Origin of the sequence: Nocardia sp. NPDC058499 (assembly GCF_042719915.1) — a bacterium.
GTDB lineage: Bacteria > Actinomycetota > Actinomycetes > Mycobacteriales > Mycobacteriaceae > Nocardia.
Map to the genome: position 1 here is coordinate 15,592 of NZ_JBHXMZ010000002.1, position 24,374 is coordinate 39,965.

Sequence of the window (24,374 nt, forward strand, 5' to 3'; positions counted from 1 at the left end):
CCAGCGGCGCCTCCGAGCGTACGCCGCCCTGAAAGGTTACGACCCATCCGAGGTCGGACACCCCGCCCGACGTCGACCCCCGCGGGGTCGAGGCGGCGCGGACATTACAGCGGTGCGTCGGCCCACCAGCTGTGAATGTCCTGACGGGCGGTCGGGCCCCATGTGCGGACGAACAGCAGGGAATTGCTCCGCGGTGATTCTCCGCCGGAGCCGAAGGAAACCAGCATGTTCACGTTGAACTGCCCGCGCGCGCCGGAATCCTCCCAGACATGGGCGGTGTACGGTTCGCCGGATTTGGTGCCCGCCGACGTATCGTGCGCGGGCAGGCCGGCGACCACCTCCCGGGCGGCTTCGGCGTCCGGGTAGGTGATGATCGTGTAATCCATCCGGGCGGGCTGCAGCTGAATCTGCCGGCAATCCCAGATCGCCTCCCAGGGGCGGGTTTCCAGGACATCGTCGAAAACCGGCACGTCCGGGAGCAGCGGAATCCGATCCCCGGGACCGAATCTGCTGCATCGGGCGCTCTGGTACCCGAGCCCGTCGAGTCCGGGCCCTTGCGGGAGCAGGGAGGGGAACAGGCGGCGGGTGCGGTCGCCCGGCTCGCCGCCGGGCGAACCACCGGGACCGGCCGCACTGCTGGGCTCCCGTTCCAGGGTGGACGTCTGCGGCGCGGCCGGTGCACTGCCGGAGCCCGAATCGCCGGCGCCCAGGAGCACCACCACGACCACCGCGATCAGGGCTGCCACGATGAGCGGTACGAGAATCGCCACGGCGACCCACGGTGCCCGGCTGCGCCGCACCGGCGGCGCGGTGGTCCCGGGCGGGGCGTAGCCGGGGGGCGGCGCCGAGTAGCCGGGCGGGTAGCCGCCGTGGCGCATGGTCGCCGTGGCACCGGTGGTTTCCACAGAACCACCCGCGTAACCGGCCGGTGCGCCCGCGGGCTGCGGCCCCGGCACCACCGGCATCCCGCCGGTATGTTCGACTCCCGCCGGAACCTGCGGGTTCGCGCCCGTGTGCTCGACACTCGGCGGTACCGCACCGAACCCGCCCGTCCGCTCCACCGCCGGACCCGGCGAGCCGGCCGGCGGCGCGGGCCGCGTGATCGCGACAGTGGGCTGCGCACCTGTGTCGATCTGCCCCGGCGGGGCGTCGGCGGGGACGAGAGCCGCCGCACCACCCGTCTGTTCCACGGACGGTCCTCGTGGCGCACCGGGAGGCGGTGAACCCGCCGGCTGCGGCGGCACAACCGGTGCTGCACTGCCCGCGTATCGACCGTCGGCCGGATACCCCGCCGGCGCGGGCGCGCCCGGCGGAACAGGTTGCGCGGGGGCGTAACCGGCTGGGGGCGCCACGAATCCGGTACCCGGCCCGGCAGTTTCCGGCGGCTGCGTGGACGGCGGGGCGGTCAGCGCGCGTTCCGCGGCCGCGGCGAATTCCGCACACGTCCGGTAGCGGTGCGCCGGATGTTTGGCCATCGCCTTGGCCAGCACCGGATCCAGACCCGGCGGCAGACCACGCCGTTTGACCGCCAGCGGCGGCGGCGCCAGCTGCAGATTCCCGTGAATGATATCGGCGGGATTCGGCGAATCGAACGGCGCCATTCCGGTGAGCAGCCAATACAGCGTGCAGGCCAGCGAATACTGGTCCGACCGGCCGTCCATATCGCCGCCGGTCATCTGTTCCGGGGAGGCGAACGCGAGGGTCGCGGTGAACATACCGGTCTGCGTCAACCGGACCGTTTCCGCACGTAACCGAGCGAGCCCGAAATCGGTCAGGAAAACCCGCTCACCCTGCCCCGTATTGGCGCGGGCCAGCAGAATATTGGACGGTTTCACATCCCGGTGCAGAACACCCATTCCGTGCGCGTAATCGAGCGCGTCGGCGACACCGGTGATGATCTGCACCGCTTTGTCCGGCGGCAGCGACAGCGAATTCACGGTGCCCGCGTCGGCGCCATCGATGTACTGCATGCACATCCACAGGTGCTCCCCCTCCATCCCGCGGTCGTACACCGTGACGATGCTCGGATGATCCAGCGCGGCGGCCAGATCCGCTTCCCGCTCGAAACGGGTGCGGATCGCGGCGTCGGCGAACAATTCCGGTTTGAGCAGTTTGAGGGCGGTCAGTTTCCCCAGCCGGGGATGCCGGGCCAGATACACGGCACCCATTCCGCCTTCACCGAGTTGCCGCTCGATGGTGAAACCGGCGAACACGTCACCGCTGTTGAGCAACACGACCCCCTTCGGGTGACTGACAGACTCGTGAGCCTACCGGGCACACGCCGCCGGTTCCGCCGGGAAAACGGGAATCCGCGCAGTCCATGCAAACCTGACCATCCGATCAGCCCGGGGTGACCAGACCCGATTCATAGGCGAGCACCACCGCCTGCGCACGATCACGCAGATCCAATTTGGTGAAAACCTTCGACACATGGGTTTTCACCGTCTGCTCGGCGATGAACAGGGCCTCGGCGATTTCGGTATTGGACATCCCGCGGGCGACCAGCTCCAGGATTTCACGTTCCCGCGGGGTGAGCGCCGCCAGCGCCGGAGACGGGGTGCGGCGCGCGGACCGACGCATCGTCACCTCGGCGATCAACCGCCGAGTCACGGTGGGGGCGAGCAGCGCCTCCCCGGCCGCGACCACCCGTACCGCACGCACCAACTCCTCGGCCGGGGCGTCTTTGAGCAGGAACCCGCTGGCGCCGAGACCGAGCGCCTCGTAGACGTAGTCGTCGATATCGAAAGTCGTCAACATGAGCACCCGCACCGGCGGATCGAAACCCGCGGACAGGATGGAACGCGCCGCGTCCAATCCGTTCATCTCCGGCATCCGGACATCCATCAGCACCACATCGGGTCGTAACCGCGCCGCCTCGGCGACCGCCACTTTCCCGTCCGGCGCATCACCGATAACACTGATATCGGGTTGCGCGGCCAGTAACGCCCCGAACCCCTGCCGGACCATGGCCTGATCGTCGGCGATCAACACGGTTATTGCCACGCGCTCAGCTTAAAGCTGTATCTATGGCGCCGCCTCCGGCGGCGCGGGTTCGGGGCCCTTCGGGTCTCGTTCTTCACTCCTCCGCTCCTCCGCTTCGCTCCCCCGCTCCGTCGCTCCAGAACGAGACGGGCCCCGAACCTTTGAGGTGGGCCACAACAAGGCCAGGTGGGAGGCCCTGGTCCGGCGCGGTCGGCCATAGAACGCTCTGGCAGCAGGAGCGGCGTATCTCGCCGGTTCGGTCTGTCCCGACGGTCCGATTCCGAGTCAGGCAGGCCACGCACCTTATACCGGAGCCGCCTCCAAAAAAACCGGCACGCACGCCCGCTCGAAGAATCGTCGAGGCCATTCGGGTTGCTGTAAATGCCCGGCCGGGGTTCGGCGGCATCGGACATGCAGGCGGATATCCGGTGATCTGTTGACAGCACGGGGGTTCCGGGCCATTCGAGAAGTTGTGCACTGGTGTGATAGCCGCAGCGCCGCGTCTACGCCGGGTGTGCACCGCGCTGCCGGAAACCACCGAACGGCTCAGCCAGGGCGAACCCACCTGGTTCGGATCAGGCGGGAGCGCCGGGTTGGGCGGCGGCCGGCGAGGGCAGGTCCATCGCGACGGTGCGGGGTAGTAGTGCACTGACGCGGAATCCGCCGTCGGCCGTCGGTTCCGCCGTCAACCGTCCGCCGACCGCCAGGGCCCGCGCCTGCATTCCGGGAATTCCGTGCCCGCCGGTGCCGGCGGCCGCCGGACCGGTGCCCGGACCGTTGACGACAGTGAGGGTGACGGTCTCGGCACAGTCGATCCCGATCCGGACCGGGGCGCCGGGGGCGTGCCGGCCGGCATTGGCCAGCGATTCCTGCACGATCCGGTACAGCGCGGAGCCCACGGTGTCGGGTATCGCCGCGAGTGGGCCCTCGACCGACCAGGTGAGATCCACCCCGGCCCGGGTGGCGGAGTGGAACAGCGCTTCCAAGTCCACGGCGGTGGGCTGCGGGGTGTGTTCGGCGAGCTGACCGTCGCTGCGCAATACACCGAGCAGGCCGCGGATCTCGTTGAGCGCTTCCCGCGCGGTGGCGCCGATCGATTCGAATTCGGCCCGCGCGGCCTCGTTCACACCGGTCACCCGGTACGGGGCTGTCTGCGCCTGCACGACGACCAGCGACATGTGGTGCGCGACCACATCGTGCAGATCGCGGGCGATCCGCGCTTTCTCCTCGAGGATGGTGCGCCGCGCGCGTTCGAGTTCGCTGAGTTCGGTCTGCCGGTTCAGCTCGGAGCGTGAACGGATCAGCGACCGCAGCAGTACCGCGACGAACACGGTCGCGGCCAGGGAGACCGGCCAAGCCCACGGATCGGCGCCGACCCCTTCTTCCGAGAGCGCCGCGCCCAGCAATAGCGATGTCGCCGCCCACACCACCGCCACCAGCGGCGGCGGTGACCGCAACGCCACCCCGAAGACCAGGAAGTAGAGCGCGACGATATGCACCACCTGGAACGGGAGCGCTTCACCTGGCTCGTTCGGTACGGCCAGCGCGATGAACAGCGCGGAACCGGCGGAGACGGCCCAGCCCAGCGGCGCGTTCCGCCGGATCAGCAGTACCGGCAGGGCGGCGAACGCCGCGATGAGCGGGGCGATCGACCACGGCACGTCATGGGTCAGGTGCAGGGTGGGCCAGGCGACCGAGAACAACACCAGCACGACGAAGACTGTGCCCGCATCCACCCACCACCGGGGTCCGAGGCGGGCGAGCCTGCTCCGGAGAGTCAGTGACTTCGCTGCCGGTTGCCCGGCGCCGATCTCCATCATGGCACCGACATTACGAACCGCCACCCGGATCCACCTCATACCGTGGGGTGAAATCGGGCCCGTACACCCGGGGTAGACCACCCCCGCCCTCACCGCCCGGGGGGGGCCCGGAACCGCTCCTGAGCGGGACGGCCGCGACCGTTATCGATTCATACCGTCACGACCATGGTTGTCTCGAACTTTGCCGCGCGCCGACCGGCATCGGTGCGCCGCCGGCCCGCCGCGCTCGCCGTAGCGGGGATCGCCGTGGCGGCATCGCTGCTCGCGGTACCCACGGCCGACGCCGCCGGACCGGCGGCCGACACCACCCCGGCCGCGGCCGCTGTCCGCGCACTGACCGATACCACTGCCGCACCGGAACTTCCCGGCGATTTCGGCACCGTCACCGGATACCGCCCGGCGGTGGTCGACGGAATCCTGGTCGCCCCGCAGGGTTCGTGCTCGTCACCGGTACCGCTGCCCGCGGAGTTCGACACCGCCTGCAAGGCACACGACCTCGGATACGACCTGCTGCGCTACGCCCAGCACAGCGGTCACCCGCTCGGCGGGTGGGCCCGTCGCGACCTCGATCGCGCCCTCGCCGACCGAATGCTGTCGGCGTGCCGGCACCGCCAGGACCCGATGGCCCGCACCAGCTGCACCACGCTGGCCGGGATCGCTGCGGCGGCGGTCGATCTCAATTCGCGGCGGCAAGGCTACGGGGTGCCGGTGGTCGAGCATTTCTCGTTCGCCGAAACGGCCGCGACCTGGCTGCCGCGGGTGGTTGCGCTGATACTCGCCGCGTTCGCGATATTCCTGACCTGGCGTAGTCGCGGCGGTGGCCGGTTCGCCCGCCGAGCGCTGCGCGAGCTGTTCGAACTCACAAGCTCGCGAAATGAGGCCGGCACCAGGTACCCCGACCGCCCGGTCTTGCTCGGGCCTGCGGCCGAACCCATCAGCAGTCCTCCGCGGAAGTCGACGAGTTCGCGGGGGCTGCGCACATCGCCGGCCATTTCCCCGCGCGCCGCGTTCCCGGTGATCCCGTTCCGGCAGGAGTTCGCATGAAACACGTCACCCCGGCCGCGGCCCAGCCCCTCTGGTCACCCGCGCCGCTTCTCCTACGGCCGTTCGACCGAGCCGGTACCGCAGTAGCGGCCCCCTGGCTTCGCCAGGCGATATCCGATACGACCGCACCCGGCGATCTTCGCCGCCTGGCACGCCGCGGGTTCCCGGTAGGCGTCACCCTCTCGGTGGCACTGGGCACGATCCTGTCGCTGGCCCCCGGACTGCTCCCCCGCACTGCCGCCGCGCAGGCGGTTCTCACCTCCGTGCTGGTCATCGCTCTACTGGGTATCGCACGACTCACCGGTTCCCTCTTCTCCCGCCGCCGCAGCCCGGTCTTCTCCCGCGGTCGGCGCGACGCCCCGGTTCCACACCTGCCCCGCCGGAAACTCGGCTCCCGCATCGCGGGCACATCCGGCACGCTGCTCACCGACGCCCCGCCCCGCGCAGCGGCTGCATACCCGAACGACGGACACAGCGACCGGTTGCCCGACCCACTGAACCGTTCCCTGCCGGGCAACGCCGGAGGCCCCAACGGCCGGCCGCACTCCGCGCCCATGACCAGCGGCGTGACCGGCGCGCTCGGCAATCACACCACCGACCGACACTCGGGCACACTCGACTACCGGCGCCGCCCGGGCATGCTCATCCGTCGACTCCGAGACGTACAGACCGGGCGCCGCCTACGCCGGTCGGTTTCGGATGGCTTCGCCGGTGGGCCTACCGTGCGGCATCTGGTGCTCGCCACCACCGTCATCGGTGTGGTGGCCTCGGTGGTGCATGCGGCGTCGTGGCAGAACACGCTGCGCGACGCCATGGGGGTCGCGCGTATCGGACCGGAGTACTGGGGCTTCTGGGCGGTCGGGTCGCTGGTGCTCACCGTCGTCCTCGTGGCCGTGGGGTCCGGGGCCGCCCGGTTGCTACGGCGGATCGGGTGGTCGCGTGGGTTGGTGACGGCGCTGGTCGCGACGCTGCCGGCGGCGTTCTTCGGGATTCCGGGGATCGCCGCGGCCGGTGGCGGTGGCACCGATTCCGGCCTCGTGCAGCCGGTGGCGATGACCCGATCCGGTAGCGCCGAGTCCTTGGTGAGCTGGGACTCGCTGGGTCGCGAGGGGCAGCGGTTCGTGACGAACGGCCCGGCCGGTGCCGTGCGGGTGTATGTCGGGTTGCGGTCGGCGCCCGATCTGGCGTCGCGGGCCGAACTGGCGGTCCGGGAGCTCGATCGGGCCGGCGGATTCGACCGTTCGCATCTGGTGGTGGCCGTACCCACCGGTTCGGGGTGGGTGGACGCGCGGGCCCTGCGCGGGTTCGGGGACCGGTTCGGTGCGGATTTCGCCGTGACTGCGTTGCAGTATTCACACCTCCCGAGCTGGGCGACGTTCGTACTCGGCCGGGATTCGGCCGCGGCGTCGGCGCGCGCGCTCTTCACGGCCATCGAAGAGCATGCCGCGACTTTGCCGGACCCGCCGCGACTGCACCTGTACGGGCAGAGCCTCGGTGCGCTCGGCGGTAGCGCGGTGTTCGCCGGGGCGGCCGAACAGAACCGCCGGGCGTGTTCGGTGCTGTGGTCGGGTATGCCGGGCGGCGGCGGCCGGGAGCCGGGCGCCCGGACGGCGGTCCTGGCCAATACCTCCGACCCGGTCGTGCACTGGTCACCCGACCTGCTGTGGCAGCCGCCGGACCTCACCGGCGCTCGTCGCGACGCTCCGACCCCTGGCTGGCTGCCGGTGGTGAGTTTCGTCCAGACCACCGCCGACCTGCTGGGCGCCCTGTCCGCGCCACCAGGTCACGGTCACCGCTACGGCGTGGATCAGGGCACCGCACTACCGGGTTGCGGATAGCGCCGACAGCGGTGCGCGCGGGTTTGCCCGCCGGATGCGGGCGCGCCACCGCGCCTGCACCGGCCCATACCGCCTACGGTGCCGTTCGGAAACGCACAGGTTCTGCCCTTAAGGTGTCCCACCATGGCTTCACCCAGTGATGATCACCGGCGCCGGAAACGGCGCCGGTTGCGGCGGATATCGCCACCTGCGCTCGCCGGCGCCGCTCTGCTCAGTCTGGCACTCACGGCGGTATCCGCGCCTGCCTCCGACGCCGTCGGTTTCGACGGGTCGATCACGGGCCCCACCGGACTCGCGGTGGTGGGACTCACTTCGGGTGATCCGGGTAGGGCTGCCACGGCGGCCATACCGCGCGACTTCGCGACCTATTCCGGCTACGACCCCGTCCTGCGCCAGGGCGTGCTCGTGGCCCCCGACGGCGACTGTTCGTCACCGGTCGAACTGCCGCCGGAATTCGATACCGCCTGTATGGCCCACGACCTGGGTTACGACCTGCTCCGCTACGCCGACAGCGTCGGCGCCCCGCTCGGCCCGTGGGCCCGGCAGGAGCTGGACCGCACCCTGAGTGTGCGGCTGCATCAGGCCTGCGACGCGCACGACGAGCCGATGGTGCGGACCCGCTGCGAAACCCTGGCCTCGGTTGCGGCGACAGCGGTGGAGCTGAACTCACGCCGCCAGCACTACGGGGTGCCGGTGGTGGAAACCTTCACGCAGGCGGCGACCCAGGCCGCGACCGAGCATCCGACCCAGCCGTGGCTGCTGCGGCTGGTCGCATTCGGGCTGACGGCGGTCGCCGGGCTGGTCCTGGGTGTGCGGCGGCTGCATCGGCGGGTCCGCCGCCCGGCGGTCGTCGGCGATCATCGCGGCCTACCGGCGCGGCCCGGCCATATCGTGGCGTCGGCCCGGACCGCCGGGCGCCGCCCGCGGTTTGCGCTGCCCGGCCTGATCCGGCTACCGGTGGACCCCGTCCCGCTGCCGCAGCTACCGCGGCTCCCGGTGGCCGGGAAGTCACCTGCCCGGCAGGGCCACGCCCCGGTTGACCCCGTCTATAACACGTTCTAGTTTGGGGGCGTGCTTGTTGTGGACGATGTGGTCGAAGTGGACGCCCCCGCCGACGTGGTGTGGTCGGTCCTCACCGATTTCGACCGGTACAGCGACTGGAATCCGTTCATCGGTCGCTGTCGCGCGGAACTGACGGTCGGCGCGCCGATCGATATGCGGGTCCAGCAGCTGATGCCGCTGCCGATCCCGATGCGCGAATTCATCCACACCGTCACGCCCGGCCGGGAGTTCGGCTACTCCATGAAACCTCTCCCGCTCGGCGCGCTACGCAGCAACCGCTCCCACACCCTGATCCCCCTCGGCGACAACCGCACCCGCTACGAATCGCATTTCGAACTCGCCGGATGGCTGGCACCCCTGGTGGGCCTGCTGTTCGGCCGTGGTTTCCGCCGCGGCTTCCCCGGGATGACCACCGCAGTGGAACGCGAAGCCGAACGCCGGCACACGGCCGCATAATCCCGCCGCCTGAGCCGCCCCCCATGGCTCGAGTCACGCCGCGGAGCCCACACTCGTGGGCGCGAGCAACTCGACGCTGTCCAGTCCGGCCTGCCGGCCGCCCAGGAGGTGGGCGTGCCCGCGCTGCCAGGCTGCACCTAAGCCGATCCGGATTCGGCCACGACCGACCGAGCAGCGGCATCCGGCCCCACACCTCACCTATGCCGAGTCCGCCGCCCGCGTCAACTAACTCACCTTCCGCATCCTGTCCGCACCCGAAACCCCAGGGGCGGCCACTGACCCCCTGCACCGGAGAGGGCGACGGTGACGGGCTCCCACCCGGAATATTCCGTTCCTACCCGGGTCGGCCACGGCGCCCACAACACCGGCTCCGCGGCAGCGCTGCCGACCGCCACCTGTTGCCGCACGGAGGACGCCGGATAGACCGCGGGCGGTGACCCGTAAAGGATCACCGCCCGCGGCCGGCATCTGTGATGCGCTACGACAAGCTCAGGCGATCGGCCCGCGCGCCGCCTCGTAGGCCGCACCCACCCGATACAACCGGTCGTCGGCCAATGCGGGCGCCATGATCTGCAGGCCCACCGGCATCCCGTCGTCGCTGCTGAGACTCGACGGCACCGACATCGCCGGATGCCCGGCCAGGTTGGTGGGCAGCGTGCACAGGTCCGACAGGTACATCGCCAGCGGATCGTCGACCTTTTCGCCGAGCTTCCACGGCGTGAACGGGCTGGTCGGCGAGATCAGCACGTCCACCTGTTCGTAGGCCTGCTCGAAATCGCGCGCGATCAGGGTCCGCACCTTGAGCGCCTGACCGTAGTAGGCGTCGTAGTACCCAGCCGACAACGCATAGGTGCCGATCATGATGCGCCGCTTCACCTCGGGCCCGAACCCGGCGGCCCGGGTGGCGGCCATGACCTGCTCGGCGCTGTGGTTACCGTCGTCGTCGACGCGCAGGCCGTACCGCATGGCATCGAAGCGGGCCAGGTTGGAGGAGACCTCGCTGGGCAGGATCAGGTAGTAGGACGCCAGCGCGTATTCGAAATGCGGGCAGGACACCTCGACCACTTCCGCGCCGAGCTCCTTCAGCACACCCACCGCGGCATCGAAGGAGGCCAGCACGCCCTGCTGGTAGCTGTCGGAGTGCAGTTCCTTGACCACCCCGATCTTCACACCGCGCAGATCCCCGCCCGCACCCCGCCGTGCGGCCTCCACCACCGCTGGTACCGGCACGTCGCGGGAGGTCGAATCGCGCGGATCGTGTCCGGCGATCACCTCGTGCAGCAGCGCGGTGTCCAGCACCGTCCGGGCGCAGGGGCCGCCCTGGTCCAGCGACGACGCACAGGCGACCAGCCCGTACCGCGAGACGGTGCCGTAGGTGGGTTTGGTCCCGACGGTCGCGGTGACCGCGGCCGGCTGCCGGATCGACCCACCGGTATCGGTACCGATCGCCAGCGGCGCCTGATACGAGGCCAGCGCCGCCGCCGAACCACCACCGGAGCCACCGGGGATACGCCCGGTATCCCACGGGTTCTTGGTCGGCCCGTAGGCGGAGTTCTCGGTGGAGGAACCCATCGCGAACTCGTCCATATTGGTTTTCCCGAGGATCGGGATACCGGCGGCACGCAGCCGGGAGGTCAGGCCGGCGTCATAGGGCGCCACCCAGCCCTCGAGGATCTTCGACGCGCAGGTGGTGGGCATATCGGTCGTGGTGAACACGTCCTTGAGTGCCAGCGGCACCCCGGCCAGCGGCGAGGCCGGCGCTTTCCCGTCGGCGAGCGCCGTATCGACCTCGGCCGCGGCCGCCAGCGCCTGCTCACCGGCGATATGCAGGAATGCGTGATATTCGCCGTCGACCTCGGCGATCCGGTCCAGATGCGCCCGAGTCACCTCCACCGACGACACTTCCCGGCCGTGGATCTTAGCGGCGAGCTCGGACGCCTCGAGCTGAGTCAGGTCGCTCATGCTCTGTTGATTACGAATGGACGAGGGCCCTGCGTGGTTACGCTGCGCTGCCTCCTCCGGGCCTGACTCGCTCATTCGCCCTCTCCCAGGATCTGCGGAACCAGGAACCGCTGGTCTTCACTGGCCGGTGCCCCGGACAGGGCCTGTCCGGGACTGAGCCCGGGACGGACCTCGTCGGGGCGGGTCACGTTCGTCACCGGATCAGGTGAGGGCGTGGCCGGAACATCGGCGGCGGCCACCTCGGAGATGGTCGCCACATGACTGAGGATCGAATCCAGCTGTCCGGCGAACTGATCGAGTTCGGCCTCGGACAGGGCGAGCCTGGACAGCCGGGCGAGGTGTGCGACCTCGTCGCGGGAGATGGCGGTCACCGCGAACCCCTTTCGGCGTGTAGTTCGGATACGGATCACGAGCAACGAACAGCCTAATGGTGCCGCGGCGCGGGGTCGGTCGCGAGGCCACAGGAGTACCTCGGGCCACCCGATTCACACCGTTCGCTATCGTTGCGCGGCGGTCAGCGCGCACAATTCGAGTCGATAACCGCCCGAAATGGGTGTAAGGATGGGCAGACCGGGTATTCGTCCAGAGCCTCGGCCGCAGAAGGAAAGGGAAACGCACGTGTCATATCTGCTCCGCGTGCAACTTCCGGATCGTCCGGGAAGCCTCGGGTCATTGGCGGTGGCACTCGGCACCGTGGGTGCCGATATCCTCTCGCTGGATGTGGTCGAACGGGGCGCGGGGTTCGCCGTCGACGATCTGGTGGTCGAGATCGCCCCCAACGCACTTCCCGATACGCTCATCACCGCCGCGGAATCGCTCGGCGATGTGCGGGTCGATTCGATCCGGCCCTATTCCGGTGTCCTCGACACCCACCGCGAACTCGAACTCATCGACAATGTGGCCAACGCCCGCGACGACCGCCTACAGGTGCTGGTCGACGGTATCCCGCGCGTGTTACGGGTGGGCTGGAGCACGGTGCTCGATATCGGCCCGCAGGGCGCTTACCGGCTGGTCGGTAGCCAGAGCGCGCCGCAGACCCAGGCGGCTTCGGTGCCGTGGATGCCGCTGCAGAAACCGCTTGCCCTCGACGCGGACGCGGACTGGGTGCCCGAGATCTGGCGCGATATGGACACCAAGATGGCGGCCGCGCCGCTGGGTCCGTCCAGTAAGGCGCTGCTGCTCGGCCGTCCCGGTGGACCCGATTTCCGGCCGTCGGAGGTGGCGCGCCTCGGCTACCTCGCCGGGATCGTGGCCACCGTCCTGGGCTGAGGGCCCTACTTCCCGGGTTCGACGATCCGCCACCGATCCGGTTTACCGGGCGGGTAGGCGACGGTGAGCGTATCGCCGATGGCCGGCCAGTAGGCCGCATCCCACACCAGCCGCCCATACACCACTTTCCCGGGTTCGGAAGGGCCGGAAAGGTTTCCGGTGAGGGTGACGAACTGCTCGCCCATCGCCTCGGGCCGCGGGCTCACCCCGGTGAGATACAACGACCCGACCTCGGCGTCCTGCGGCAACGCGGTACCCCGCCGCCCCCGGAACACCAGGACCAGCATCCCGACCAGTGCGGCCACCATGACCGCCAGCATCGCCAGTTCGAACACACCCCCATGGTAGGCGTACCGCGCCTCGCCTTCGCCCGGGTACGCCGACACGCCCACAGCGGCGCAGACTGCACGAGCCTCGGCGCCACGCTCCCACGCCGCCGATGTGTCGGTAGGCGCCGAGCCCGGAGACGAAACAACGGACGGACACCGCCGCTCGGCATATTCGGCCCCTGGGCGTTTCGTGAAGTCCGGCTCGGCCCGGGTTCTCGAACGGTACACAGCCACGCCGCGATTCGGCCGGCCCGTCGAACCCCAGGCGGCGGAATGTTCCCGCAGAACCCCGTGCACCGAAGAAAGACCGGCAGCCCCCGCCGGAAAGCTCCTATTTATGCGACACCGCCGTCATCGGCGCATCAGCCCGCCAGCACGGGGTATTCGGAGAGTACCGATGTGGAAGGAAACGATCGACATGCCGGACTCATCGATTCGAGCAGGTGCCATGGGAAGCCGAGTAGTCAGCATTGTCATCCTCGTGTGGTTCGTGGCGGGGCTGGTCGCCGCCGGGCAGCGCGGTTACTTCAACGAACCACCCGCCGAGTGTTCCCACGCCGCGACCCTGGCGGTTACGGTCCTCGCCGGACCGCTGAACTACATGGGGATGAACCCGAAGATGGGGTGCACAATCCCGCAACCGAGCAGCTAGCCCGGACCCCGCCGGGGCTTCAGGACATCGTGAGGGTGCTCGTACCGGCGTCGGACCGGCGGACCGCCCAGACACCGGTCCGGGTCCGCGCCGACCGGCCGTTACCGCGGTCGACGAGGGCGCGATCGCCGGTGGTGTACACCAATTGCGCACCGCGGGTGTTCGTTTCCGGGTTCTGGAACAGCTGGATCAGCCGATCGGCCTCTTCGACGGTCAGGTTCGCGCCGATATCGTCGACGACGAGCACCTTTCCGGCGTCCAAGGCGTCGAGCAGGACCGGTAGCAGCCGCAGCAGCGCCACCGTCGCCGAGGATTCCTCGACCAGGGTGAACACCGGGTCGACACCGGTGTGCACCAGCCGCAGCCCGACGCCGCGCCGCGCCACCATGCGCGTATAAAGCGCGTCGCGGGCATTGCGCATATTGGTCAGTTCGCGTGCCAGCTGCGCGGCGGTGAGCCCACTATCGAGTTCCAGTTGCGCCGCGTAGGCCGCCGAGCCCGCCGCGCGATCGGTCTGTTCGCCCAGGGCCGCGATATCGGCGTCGAGATCGCGCAGGTAGTCGGCGTAGCCCGGATCGTTCTGCGCGATGAGCAGATCGGTGATCCCGAGATCGGCGGTCTGCAGCAGGGTGAGCAGCCGGGCGGCGTTCTCGGTGGACCGCGACAGATGCGAGCCCACCCGCAGCTCGACGGAGTCGATATCGCCGGTGCCGTGCAACACCTCGAGCATCGTCTCGAACCAGCGGTAGGCCGGCACCAGCGCTTCCGCATACATCTGCCCGGCCAGACTCAACAGCAGCGCATTCGGCCGTACCAGCGGTATCAGGGCGGTGATCCCGAACCGCGCGGCCTCGAACATGGGCCCGACGCGCACCGCCTCGCCCTCCCGTTCGAACACGATCCGCTTCCGCGACCGGGGATGGCTGTAGAGCCATTCGGCCGCCACATCCGCCGCATCCAGCCGGAACCCGTAGGTGTAGGGCGTCTCCTCGGCGATGAACACGGCCTCGAATTCGGAGGGCTGCCCTGTATGCCCGAGATGGGGTGCCCGCTCCGGCCCGGCATACGGATCCCAGCCGGTCACCGAACGCAACACCGCCGCACGCATCTGCCCCAGCGCGTCCACCAGGTTCGATTTACCGGCCGCGGGCCCGCCGTGGACCGCGGTCACCGGCACCGCCACCGGCGCACCGCCGCGGGTCAACCGCAATTCCTGTAGGTCGGCCAGCGATTTGTGGTTGGACACCCGAAAACTGCGCAGCATCCCGCCATCCTGCCGTGCCCCGCCGGCGGACCGCAGCACCGGGACCGCGCCCGTGTCGCACTACTCGTCCGGTGTATCTGCTTCCGGACCGGATTCACCGGGCGGGCGCACCGCGACCGGACCGGATTCGAGCAGCGTGCGGAAACCGTCCTCGTCGAGGATCGGGACACCGAGTTCTTCGGCCTTGGCGGCCTTGGAACCGGGGGAATCACCGATCACCACGAAAGCCGTTTTCTTCGATACCGATCCGGCGGCCTTACCGCCACGCTGCAGGATCGCCTCCTTCGCGCCGTCGCGGGAATACCCCTGCAGCGATCCGGTGACCACGATCGACAGGCCCTCGAGGTTGCGCGGGATCGATTCGTCGCGTTCGTCGGCCATCCGGACCCCGGAGGCGCGCCATTTGTCCACGATGGCGCGATGCCAATCGACGGTGAACCATTCCGCGACCGCGGTGGCGATGGTGGGACCGACGCCCTCGGCTCCCGACAGCTCTTCCAGGGACGCCTGTTCGATCCGTTCCAGGCTGCCGAATTCGGCGGCCAGGGCGCGCGCCGCCGTCGGACCGACATGGCGGATGGACAGGCCGACCAGTACCCGCCACAGCGGGACGTCCTTCGCGGCGGCGAGATTGTCCAGCAGGCGGCGGCCGTTGGCCGAGAGGCTGCCGTTCTTGTTGATGAACAGCGAAACGTTGCGCAGCCGGTCGGTATCGAGATCGAACAGGTCGCCCTCGTCGGTGATGGCACCGGAATTCAACAGCGCGACCGCCGCCTCGTAGCCGAGCGCCTCGATATCGAAGGCGCCGCGGCCGGCCACATGGAATACCCGCTCCCGCAGCTGGGCGGGGCAGGTGCGCTGGTTGGGGCAGCGGATATCGGCGTCGCCCTCTTTTTCGTAGGCCAGTTCGGTACCGCATTCCGGGCAGTGGGTCGGCATCACGAATTCGCGTTCGTCGCCGGTGCGGGCATCGACCACCGGGCCCAGAACTTCCGGGATCACATCGCCGGCCTTGCGAATCGTGACGGTATCGCCGATCAGCACACCCTTGCGCACCACCTCGGCGGCATTGTGCAGGGTCGCCATCGCGACCGTGGACCCGGCGATCACCACCGGTTCCATCACCGCGAAGGGCGTGACCCGGCCGGTGCGCCCGACGTTCACCGCGATATTGCGCAACTTCGTGGTGGCTTCCTCGGGCGGATACTTGTACGCGATGGCCCAGCGCGGTGCCCGCGAAGTGGAACCGAGCCGGCGTTGCAGCAGCAGCTCGTCGACCTTCACCACCAGACCGTCGATCTCGTGCTCGATATCGTGGCGGTGCTCGGCCCAGTAGGCGATCCGCGCGAGCACGGCATCGACCCCGCTGACCAGCTCGGTATGCGAGGACACCGGCAACCCCCAGGCCGCGAGCGCCCGGTAGGCCTCGTGCTGGGACCGCGGGGTGAAACCTTCGGTTCGCCCGAGACCGTGGCAGATCATCCGCAACCGCCGCCGCGAGGTGACCGCCGGATCCTTCTGCCGCAGCGAACCGGCCGCGGTATTCCGCGGATTCGCGTACGGCGGTTTACCCTCCGCCACGATCGCGGCATTGAGCGTTTCGAAATCCTCGAGCCGGAAGTACACCTCACCGCGCACTTCCAGCAGTTCGGGTACGGGAAACTCCGCGGTGGCGGTCAGCTCCCCGGGGATGTCCTCGATGGTGCGCGCGTTGAGCGTGACGTCCTCACCGGTGCGGCCGTCACCGCGGGTGGCGCCGCGTACCAGCTTGCCGTTGCGATACACCAGGTTCAGCGCCACCCCGTCGATCTTGACCTCGCACAGATAGTGCAGATCGGGGCCTGTCTCCTCCTCGACCCGCGCGGCCCAAGCCCGCATATCGGCCTCGGAGAATGCATTGTCCAGGGAGAGCATCCGCTCGAGGTGGTCCACCGGGGTGAAATCGGTGGCGAACCCGCCGCCCACCAATTGGGTGGGCGAATCAGGGGTCCGCAGATCGGGATACTGATCCTCGAGCGCCAGCAACTGCTGGAACAGCCCGTCGAATTCGCCGTCGGAGATGATCGGCGCGTCCCGGACGTAGTAGCGGAACTGGTGTTCACGCACCGTATCGGCGAGCTCCTGCCAACGCGCGCGTTCCTCCCCGGCAGCCGGCGGTGGCGCGGCCTCGCCGGTGGGGGTATCCCGTTCGGTGGGGGTTCCGATCTCACTCACGTATCGCAGATTAGTCGAGCCCACCGACACTTCGGTCCACCGTTATGGCACGTCGCCACCCCGGATCGGGCGAATCGAACCGCCTGGAGCAAGTTCTGCGGCGAACTCGCGGAAGCCCGGTTTCCGCGGCGGCAAGACGGCCGCTCGTGGAAAACGCGGCACTCGTCACCGACTCACAGCTCACAGCTACGACTGCGGCACCAGCGATTCCGGGTCCTGCTCGAAGGCTTTCGCGGTGTCGGAGGTGAGTCGTAGTGCGTCGCGAGCCCAGCTATGCGAGGCTCCGGCGAGTCCGCAGGCAGGGCTCACCGATACCTGCCGGGCCAGGGTCGCGCGGGGAAACCCGAGGCGGTCCATCAAGCGAGCGCCCGGTTCGGCGATATCCTGCCAGGTCATCGGGGTACCGGGGGCGCTGGTCGGCACCAGCCCGAGGATCAGGCGTCTGCCCGCGTCCAGCGCGTGCCCGACCGCGTCCAGGCCCGCGGTCCCGGACAGCGTCGCGAGATCGAATCCGAGCGCGTCGGCCGCGGTGCGGCGCAGGAAATCCAGCGGTGGCCGGTTCGCGCAGGTGTGCACCAGGGTGGGCACGCGCTGTGGGGCCAGCACCGCGTCGAGGATCGCCAGTGCTTCCGGTTCGGGCAGGGCGCGGACCGTGTTCAGCACGCTGGCCCCGCGCAGCGAACCGTTCAGCACGTCGGCCACCAGCGGTTCGTCCAGTTGCAGGACGACTTCGGTGTCCAGCCGCATCGCGATCTCGGCGATATGGGCGGCCACTCCCTCGGCGAGCGAATCCGCCAGATCCCGCACGGCACCGCGGTCGGTGAGGACCCGATGGCCGCCCGGCAGTTCCACCTCCGCCGCCAGCGTCAGCGGGCCCGCCGCCTGTACCTTCACCGGCCGGCCCGACCCGCGCAGCCCGGCGTTCTCCCAGGCTTCCTGCAGGGCGTCCAGATCGGTGCGCAGTAGATCGTGTGCGCGCCGTGAGACTCCACCCGGCCGCGCGGCGAGCCGGTAGCCGCGCGGGGTGGTGTCGAAACGCATATCCACCAGCAGGGCCGAAACCCGCCCGACCGTATCCGCGCCCACGCCCCGCGCGGGCAGTTCCACCAGATGCGGCAGTCCGGGCAGCTCTCCGACGATCACCGCGGCGGCCTCGCGCGGGTCCGTGCCCGGCCAGGAGCCGACCCCTGTCGCCACCCCCGCCGGGAACCCGGCCTGGTTCATCGGGACGCGCCGGCGGGTGCCGTGCGCGCGGTGGCGGCGATGGTGCCACTGCCCAGGACCACATCACCGGCAGTGTCGGGCCGGTACAGCACCGCGGCCTGGCCGCGCGCCACACCGCTGAGCGGTTCGTGCAACTGCACCCGCAACCCGTCGCCCACGGCTTCCGCAGTGGCCGGGGCGGTACCGCCGTGCGCCCGGACCTGCACCACGCAGTCGACCGGGCCGTCGGGGGCCGTGCCGCCGGTCCACACGGCCCGTTCGGCGTCGATGGACCACACCTGCAGATCGTCGGCCGAACCCACGTGCACGGTGCCGGAGTCCGGGTCGATCTCGGTGACGTAGCGCGGTTTGCCGTCCGGTCCGGGTCCGGGCAGGCCGAGACCCTTGCGCTGGCCGATGGTGAACCCGTGCACCCCGTCGTGGCGGCCGAGTTCGGCACCGCCGGAGTCCACGATCGCGCCCGGCCGGATCCCGATCTTCGCGCCGAGGAAGGCGCGGGTGTCGCCGGAGGGGATGAAGCAGATGTCGTGGCTGTCGGGTTTATCGGCTACCGCGAGGCCGCGGTCGGCGGCTTCGGCGCGGATCTGCGGCTTCGGGGTGTCGCCTACCGGGAACATGGCCCGTTTCAGCTGTTCGGCGGTCAGCACCGCCAGGACGTAGGACTGGTCCTTGTCCGCGTCCACGGCCCGGCGCAGTACACCGTCGGTCAGCCGCGCATAGTGCCCGGTGACCACCGCGTCGAAGCCGAGGGCCACCGCCCGGTCGGCGAGCGCGGAGAACTTGATCTTCTCGTTGCAGCGCAGGCACGGGTTCGGCGTTTCGCCCGCGGCATACGCGGCGACGAAATCGTCGATCACGTCTTCCTTGAAACGGTCGGCGAAATCCCAGACATAGAACGGGATACCGAGCACATCGGCGGCCCGGCGGGCGTCACCGGCGTCTTCCTTGGAGCAGCAGCCCCGGGAACCGGTTCGCAGGGTGCCCGGCGCGCTCGACAGCGCCAGATGGACCCCGACCACCTCGTGTCCGGCATCGACAGCCCGTGCCGCCGCCACCGCCGAATCGACTCCACCACTCATCGCGGCGAGTACGCGCATACGCTACGCACCTCCTCTCGCACCGGCCAGGCCGGCGGCTCTGGCTCGTTCCACCACTTGCGGTAATACTTCCAGCAGGGCCTCGATATCGGCCCGCTGCGAGGTGTGCCCGAGCGAGAACCGCAGCGATCCGCGCGCTTCCCGGGGCTCGACCCCCATCGCGATCAGGACGTGGCTCGGCGAGGCGACTCCCGCCGTGCACGCCGAACCGGTGGAGCATTCCACCCCCGCGGCGTCCAGCAGCATCAGCAGCGAATCACCTTCACAACCCGGGAAGGTGAAATGGGCGTTACCCGGCAGCCGGCGGTCGTCGTGCGGGCCGTTGAGCACCGCGTCCGGAGCGATCCGGCGCACCCCGGCGATGAGTTCGTCGCGCAGCGCGATCAGTTCCTGTGCCCGCGCGGGCATTTCCGCCACGGTCTGCCGCAATGCCGCGGCCAGCCCGGCCACGGCGGCCACATCGGAGGTACCCGATCGCAGGTCGCGCTCGTGCCCGCCGCCGTGCAGCAGCGGAACACAGCCCACCTGCCGCCCGAGCAGCAGTACACCCACTCCGTGCGGCCCGCCGAGCTTATGGCCGGCGAAACTCGCCGCCGCCAGCCCGCTCGCCCCGAAATCGATGGGCAGTTGCGCGGCGGCCTGCACCGCGTCGCTGTGCATCGGCACCTCTGCCGTGCGCGCGATGGCCGCCAGTTCCTCGATCGGCTGGATGGCTCCGACCTCGTTGTTCGCCCACATCACGGTGATCAGCGCTACCTCGCCCGGATTGTCGGCGAGTTCGGCGCGCAGGGTTTCGGGCGCGACGATGCCGTCGGAATCCACCGGCAGCCAGGTGACCCGCGCACCCTCGTGCCGCTCCAGCCATTCCACGGCGTCGAGCACCGCATGATGTTCGGTGGCGCCGGCGAGGATCCGGGTACATCGGGGGTCGGCATCGCGGCGGGCCCAGAAAATACCCTTGATCGCGAGATTATCGCTTTCGGTACCGCCGGAGGTGAGGATGACCTCGGACGGCCGGGCCCCCAGGTCGGCGGCGATGGATTCGCGGGCCTCCTCCAGCCGCCGGCGGGCCGCCCGGCCCGATCCGTGCAGCGAGGACGCGTTCCCGGCAGACCCGAAGACAGCGTTCATCGCCTCGATGGCGGCGGGCAGCATCGGTGTGGTCGCCGCATGATCGAGGTAAACCGTCGTGGGCACACCGTTGACCGCACCCGGAAAAGCCGATTTCATGACCGGTAAAGCCTATCCCACCGTTGACCTGCATATCTTCCGGGCATCCTCGGCGTACTGCGGGATCCCCTCACTCGGCGAACGTCCGCCCGGCCGCCGATATTCCCCGCGTCGGCCCGGGAAATCGACCGGCCACCGGGTGGCAGCCGATCGGCGATCCGTGGCCGGGTCTTCGCCCGGTCCGCGCTCTCAGGACCGCTCGGCGCCGTCTTCCGGGGTGGCGTCGCCCGCGGCCCGGTTCTCGGTCGTGGCGCTCGAGAACACCGGCTGGTTCGCGACGGTCGAGGCCGGATAGACCTCGGGTTCCGCGGGGACGTGACTGAACAGATTGCTCTCGTGCATATCGATACTCCGGTCGTAGAAGGTTTCGCAGTGGGAGCGCGGTGCGCGGTGGTCGCCGGTGGCGACTCCTCCCGCATCACCAGCGGGCCGCCCGGCCCCGCCGCCCGCCCGCGGGACGGCGATCGTTCGCCGTGCACCGGGCCGCCCGATCGGGCGTAGCGGGCAGCGCCCGGGTCCCGAACGGATCCGGTGCTGTGATGGATACTCCTGACTCGGCCCGAGCGGACCGGATTGCGCGTCATCCGACGGTCCGGACCCGCGCCGAAATGGGTCGCGAGGCCAGGGCCCTCTCCACCTTACTCGCCGCGGCGCAGGGAAGTCGTCTTTCGTAACCGCAGCGCGGTGCGCAGCCCCCGCGCCGAGGCGTGTTCGCCGGTATCACCCGTAGCGTCGAATCGGCGTTCGGACGCGGTCTCCGGCGCGTCGTCGGCGGTCGCGGTGAGGAGTCGGTCCGGCAGCGCGAGCTTGTGGATGGTCCGCAGGCTCAGCACCGCCTGGCGGGGCAGCGACCCGGTTGTATACGGCAGATCGTATTTCTCGCACAGCGCTCGGACCCGCACGGCGACCTGCGGATACCGATTACTCGGCAGATCGGGGAACAGGTGGTGCTCGATCTGATGGGACAGATGCCCGCTGAGGAAGGCCAGCACCGGGCCGGCGTCGAAATTGGCGGTGCCCAGCATCTGCCGGAGATACCAGTGCGCCCGGGACTCGTCCGTCATCACCTCGGGCTCGAATTTCTCCGCGCCGTCGGGGAAATGACCGCAGGCGATCACCGTATAGGCCCACAGATTGCGGACCAGATTCGCCGTCGCGTTCGCGGCCAGCGTCCGGCGCCACCGGCGGCCGCTCAACGCCGGGAAAACCACATAGTCCTTAGCCACCTGCCGGGCGATTTTCGCCGCCAGCGCCCGCGCCGAACCCGTCCCACCGGCCGCGGTACGACCGAATTTGCGCTCGAGATACCAGCCCTGCGAGGCGATCCCCCATTCGAATGTGACCGCCAGCAGCAGATTGCGCAGCGGTTGCAACAGATGTCCGGGTTGCCAGCGTTCGTCGCGCGTCACCCGCATGACACCGAAGCCGATATCGTCGTCCAGCCCCAGCACATTGGTGTAGACGTGATGCCGGTAGTTGTGGGAATGCCGCCACTGCGCGGACAGTCCGGCCATATCCCACTCCCAGGAGGTGGAGTGGATTTCCGGGTCGTTCATCCAATCCCACTGGCCGTGGCTCACATTGTGGCCGATCTCCATATTCTCGATGATCTTGGCCAGAGCCAGCCCACCGGTGCCGGCGAGCCAGCCGCCGCGACGCCGGCTGAATCCGATCGTCGCCCGCGCGGACGCGTCCAGTGTGCGCTGGAACGCGATGGTGCGCCGGATGTAGCCGGCATCACGGGTACCGAGCCCGTCGGCGACATCACGCCTGATCTCGTCGAGTTCGCGCCCGAGGGACTCGATTTCGGTGACGCTCAGGTGCGCATACACCGCCACCTGGCTGATGGCCATAGTTCTCTGCCCCACATTCCTGGGTAGTTGCCCGGATCCGGAGCCGGAACCGTCTGGAAGCACCGATGACAGTGGTCAGCGGTGCCACCTGCTGAAGCCGCCGCGCCCGAGCAGCGCCAGGCCCTTCCCGGGAACACTCCGGACACGCTCGGATGCGGCGCCACCGATATCGAGAGCAGCAGCTCGGCCTGTTCGAGTCCACCGTAGCCGCATTCGTTCGCGGCGGTCCACAACACCGGTGGCGGGGCGGCGCGCCGGTTCCCGGGATCCGCGGCCCCCACCGGCTACCCGGGAAATGGCTGGTAGTGGCGCGATGCGGGTGGCGGGATGCGCACAAGTTACCCACCTTCCAAAGAACCTGTTGAATGTGCCGTTATTTAGCGGTACGGTATTGAATGTATCGATGGAGCGCTGCAGAAGCGCTACCGCCCCGCAGGTCCACCGGGGCGCGACGAGTGAGGACTCTCCGATGAACCGAACCCCCGAACAGCGCACCCGCCGCATTGCCGCCCGGATCGCCGCGATCGCGATCCTCGCCCTCGCGCCACTGGCCGTCACCACCGGCAACGCCCTCGCCGACCCCACCACAGCGACCGAGGTCAGCGATTTCGGCGACTCCGGCGGTTTCGGCAACGACGACAGCCACGGCTTCGGCAACGACTCCGGCGATTACGGCGCCGGCTGGGACGACGACGGCTTCGGCTGGGACGACAACGGCCAGTACGGCTATCGCGATCACAATCGGCACAACTACGACGGCTGGAACGACCAGTTCAACAGCGGTCACACCGATCGCGAAGACCGGGACTCGCACGCGGGTTACAACGGTAACCGCGGTAGCGACTACGACGCTCCGGCCGACTGGGACGACAACGACCACAGCGGCGGCACCCAGAACCAGACCTGGAATGTGCCCAACCCCTATATTCCGCCGCCTCCCCCGGCCCTGCTGCCGACTCCGCCGGTACACCTCCCGGCGCTGCCGCATCTTCCACTGCCACTGGTCGGGCTCCCGGGACTGCCCGGCACGGGCAGCGCCTTTTGATACCGCGCTCTATGTTGCCGTTATTTAGCGGTCCATATGAAAGCGATACATCAGTTGAGATAATACGGCCGGGTCCATACCCCGGACCCGGCCGTAACCCGATTCTTCGATCACACGGGCGCCGCCACCGCCGCCGACGTCAACTGCCGGCCGGCCGCGGCAAGTACTGCATGCGCCGCATCCGAAAGCTCCTCCGCCCGGACAGCCCGCTCACACCGCCGCGCAAGATCGATCCGGTCGTCGCCCGCCTGCTCGACCGGCGCAAGCACGACCTCGGCCGTCAGCCCACGCGTCCGCAGGACCCGGACCACCGACCCGATCAGCGTATCGTCGCCGACGAAGCCCGGCACGGTCGATCTGTTGCCGTGCGCATCCAGATACCGCAACCGCACCGGCTGCACCGGGGCCCCGGTATCCACCGCGGCCTGGAAAATCGCCGGCCGCAGTTTCCCGTAGGCCCGCCCGCACCAGGTGGTGCCCTCCGGGAAGAAACCGATCCGCTCGCCCGCGGCCAGTCGCTGCCCGACCTGCTGCACCACCTCCGGCAACCGGCGTAGCCGCTCCCGCTCGATCGGCACGACCCGCATGATCCGGGCCAGCCGCCCGAGCAGCGGCCAGTCGATCAGATCCGCGCGCGCCACGAAGGCCAGCGGCTGCACCGAGGCCAAGACGATGATGTCCGCCCAGCCGATATGCCCGCAGGCCACCAGCACGCCGGTACCGGCCGGCGCGAACTGCGGCCTCCCCTGCACCGGCCGTCGATCCACCACCCGGAGCCGGATCCCGCAGCTACGCAACAGCATTCCCGCAAAGCGCCGCTGCACACCGGAACGGCGCGACGGTGGCGTGACGATATGCGCGAACGGATAGGCGGCCAGCACCGACAGCGCACCGGCGGCCCGGAACCCGGCACGCAGTATTCCGACCTCGGCCCTGTGCTGGACGCATCCCGCCGCGCACGGGCTGGTGGGCATCCACGAATGCTGCGGCACGGTTACTCCGGCCTGATCTTCCAGCGTCCGAACCGGCATCG

General features: G+C 69.4%; 21 protein-coding genes. 7 read left to right on the top strand and 14 right to left on the bottom strand.

Annotated elements, in window-relative coordinates; genetic code table 11:
* Nucleotides 1–104 precede the first annotated feature (104 nt).
* The 3 genes from ACFWPH_RS05170 to ACFWPH_RS05180 form a co-directional block, all read right to left on the bottom strand.
* Nucleotides 105–2,234 (bottom strand): serine/threonine-protein kinase, encoded by a 2,130-nt coding sequence (locus ACFWPH_RS05170; protein ID WP_378748262.1) that lies wholly within the window; start codon nt 2,232–2,234, stop codon nt 105–107.
* 106 nt (nt 2,235–2,340) lie between these two features.
* Nucleotides 2,341–3,003: a response regulator transcription factor gene (locus ACFWPH_RS05175; RefSeq protein WP_033241265.1), complete on the bottom strand. Its 663-nt coding sequence runs from the start codon at nt 3,001–3,003 to the stop codon at nt 2,341–2,343.
* Between the two features lie 554 nt (nt 3,004–3,557).
* Complete coding sequence (locus ACFWPH_RS05180) at nt 3,558–4,826, bottom strand: histidine kinase (protein WP_378748263.1); 1,269 nt, start codon at nt 4,824–4,826, stop codon at nt 3,558–3,560.
* Nucleotides 4,827–4,967: 141 nt separating this feature from the next.
* Here ACFWPH_RS05180 and ACFWPH_RS05185 point away from each other — a divergent pair, with 141 nt between their 5' ends.
* The 4 genes from ACFWPH_RS05185 to ACFWPH_RS05200 all read left to right on the top strand — a co-directional run bounded on the left by ACFWPH_RS05185 (nt 4,968) and on the right by ACFWPH_RS05200 (nt 9,202).
* Entirely contained in the window at nt 4,968–5,846 is an 879-nt protein-coding gene (locus ACFWPH_RS05185; protein ID WP_378748264.1) for a hypothetical protein, read from the top strand.
* Nucleotides 5,843–7,684 carry an alpha/beta-hydrolase family protein gene (locus tag ACFWPH_RS05190; RefSeq protein WP_378748265.1) on the top strand — a complete coding sequence of 614 codons (1,842 nt, stop codon included), beginning with the start codon at nt 5,843–5,845 and terminating at the stop codon, nt 7,682–7,684. Before ACFWPH_RS05185 ends, ACFWPH_RS05190 begins: the two co-directional genes overlap by 4 nt.
* Nucleotides 7,685–7,807: 123 nt before the next feature.
* A complete protein-coding gene (locus ACFWPH_RS05195) occupies nt 7,808–8,746 on the top strand; it encodes a hypothetical protein (protein ID WP_378748266.1) in 939 nt (312 codons plus the stop codon).
* A 9-nt stretch (nt 8,747–8,755) separates the two neighbouring features.
* Nucleotides 8,756–9,202 carry an SRPBCC family protein gene (locus ACFWPH_RS05200; RefSeq protein ID WP_378748268.1) on the top strand — a complete coding sequence of 149 codons (447 nt, stop codon included), beginning with the start codon at nt 8,756–8,758 and terminating at the stop codon, nt 9,200–9,202.
* 489 nt (nt 9,203–9,691) lie between these two features.
* On the opposite strand, the gene gatA is transcribed toward ACFWPH_RS05200, so the two are convergent.
* Together gatA and gatC are read right to left on the bottom strand one after the other, a co-directional pair.
* Nucleotides 9,692–11,164 (bottom strand): Asp-tRNA(Asn)/Glu-tRNA(Gln) amidotransferase subunit GatA, encoded by a 1,473-nt coding sequence (gene gatA, locus ACFWPH_RS05205; RefSeq protein ID WP_378748269.1) that lies wholly within the window; start codon nt 11,162–11,164, stop codon nt 9,692–9,694.
* Nucleotides 11,165–11,235: 71 nt separating this feature from the next.
* A complete protein-coding gene (gatC, locus tag ACFWPH_RS05210) occupies nt 11,236–11,535 on the bottom strand; it encodes an Asp-tRNA(Asn)/Glu-tRNA(Gln) amidotransferase subunit GatC (RefSeq protein WP_378748271.1) in 300 nt (99 codons plus the stop codon).
* 247 nt (nt 11,536–11,782) lie between these two features.
* On the opposite strand from gatC, the gene ACFWPH_RS05215 reads away from it, so the two are divergent.
* Nucleotides 11,783–12,433, top strand: a complete 651-nt coding sequence (locus ACFWPH_RS05215; RefSeq protein WP_033241261.1) for an amino acid-binding protein — start codon at nt 11,783–11,785, stop codon at nt 12,431–12,433.
* A 5-nt stretch (nt 12,434–12,438) separates the two neighbouring features.
* Here the strand turns inward: ACFWPH_RS05215 and ACFWPH_RS05220 are convergent, their stop codons facing one another.
* Nucleotides 12,439–12,768 (bottom strand): hypothetical protein, encoded by a 330-nt coding sequence (locus ACFWPH_RS05220; protein WP_378748273.1) that lies wholly within the window; start codon nt 12,766–12,768, stop codon nt 12,439–12,441.
* Between the two features lie 442 nt (nt 12,769–13,210).
* Here ACFWPH_RS05220 and ACFWPH_RS05225 point away from each other — a divergent pair, with 442 nt between their 5' ends.
* Entirely contained in the window at nt 13,211–13,414 is a 204-nt protein-coding gene (locus tag ACFWPH_RS05225) for a hypothetical protein (protein ID WP_280417297.1), read from the top strand.
* A gap of 19 nt (nt 13,415–13,433) precedes the next feature.
* Here the strand turns inward: ACFWPH_RS05225 and ACFWPH_RS05230 are convergent, their stop codons facing one another.
* The 7 genes from ACFWPH_RS05230 to ACFWPH_RS05260 form a co-directional block, all read right to left on the bottom strand.
* The gene (locus ACFWPH_RS05230) at nt 13,434–14,678 is read right to left on the bottom strand and encodes an ATP/GTP-binding protein (RefSeq protein WP_378748274.1); all 1,245 of its coding nucleotides are present in this window, start codon (nt 14,676–14,678) and stop codon (nt 13,434–13,436) included.
* A 60-nt stretch (nt 14,679–14,738) separates the two neighbouring features.
* Nucleotides 14,739–16,883 (bottom strand): NAD-dependent DNA ligase LigA, encoded by a 2,145-nt coding sequence (gene ligA / locus ACFWPH_RS05235; protein ID WP_378749385.1) that lies wholly within the window; start codon nt 16,881–16,883, stop codon nt 14,739–14,741.
* 195 nt (nt 16,884–17,078) lie between these two features.
* Nucleotides 17,079–18,116: a methionine synthase gene (locus ACFWPH_RS05240; RefSeq protein WP_378748275.1), complete on the bottom strand. Its 1,038-nt coding sequence runs from the start codon at nt 18,114–18,116 to the stop codon at nt 17,079–17,081.
* The gene (gene mnmA, locus ACFWPH_RS05245; protein ID WP_280417293.1) at nt 18,113–19,213 is read right to left on the bottom strand and encodes a tRNA 2-thiouridine(34) synthase MnmA; all 1,101 of its coding nucleotides are present in this window, start codon (nt 19,211–19,213) and stop codon (nt 18,113–18,115) included. The genes ACFWPH_RS05240 and mnmA overlap by 4 nt, the downstream gene beginning before the upstream one ends.
* A gap of 3 nt (nt 19,214–19,216) precedes the next feature.
* Complete coding sequence (locus tag ACFWPH_RS05250) at nt 19,217–20,443, bottom strand: cysteine desulfurase family protein (RefSeq protein ID WP_378748276.1); 1,227 nt, start codon at nt 20,441–20,443, stop codon at nt 19,217–19,219.
* Between the two features lie 189 nt (nt 20,444–20,632).
* Complete coding sequence (locus ACFWPH_RS05255) at nt 20,633–20,785, bottom strand: hypothetical protein (RefSeq protein WP_378748277.1); 153 nt, start codon at nt 20,783–20,785, stop codon at nt 20,633–20,635.
* 296 nt (nt 20,786–21,081) lie between these two features.
* The gene (locus ACFWPH_RS05260; protein WP_378748278.1) at nt 21,082–22,296 is read right to left on the bottom strand and encodes a fatty acid desaturase family protein; all 1,215 of its coding nucleotides are present in this window, start codon (nt 22,294–22,296) and stop codon (nt 21,082–21,084) included.
* 469 nt (nt 22,297–22,765) lie between these two features.
* Between ACFWPH_RS05260 and ACFWPH_RS05265 the strand changes: the two genes are divergently transcribed.
* Nucleotides 22,766–23,341: a hypothetical protein gene (locus ACFWPH_RS05265; RefSeq protein WP_378748280.1), complete on the top strand. Its 576-nt coding sequence runs from the start codon at nt 22,766–22,768 to the stop codon at nt 23,339–23,341.
* A gap of 110 nt (nt 23,342–23,451) precedes the next feature.
* On the opposite strand, the gene ACFWPH_RS05270 is transcribed toward ACFWPH_RS05265, so the two are convergent.
* On the bottom strand, nt 23,452–24,372 hold the full coding sequence (locus ACFWPH_RS05270) for a lysophospholipid acyltransferase family protein (protein WP_378748281.1): 921 nt from the start codon (nt 24,370–24,372) through the stop codon (nt 23,452–23,454).
* Nucleotides 24,373–24,374 lie beyond the last annotated feature (2 nt).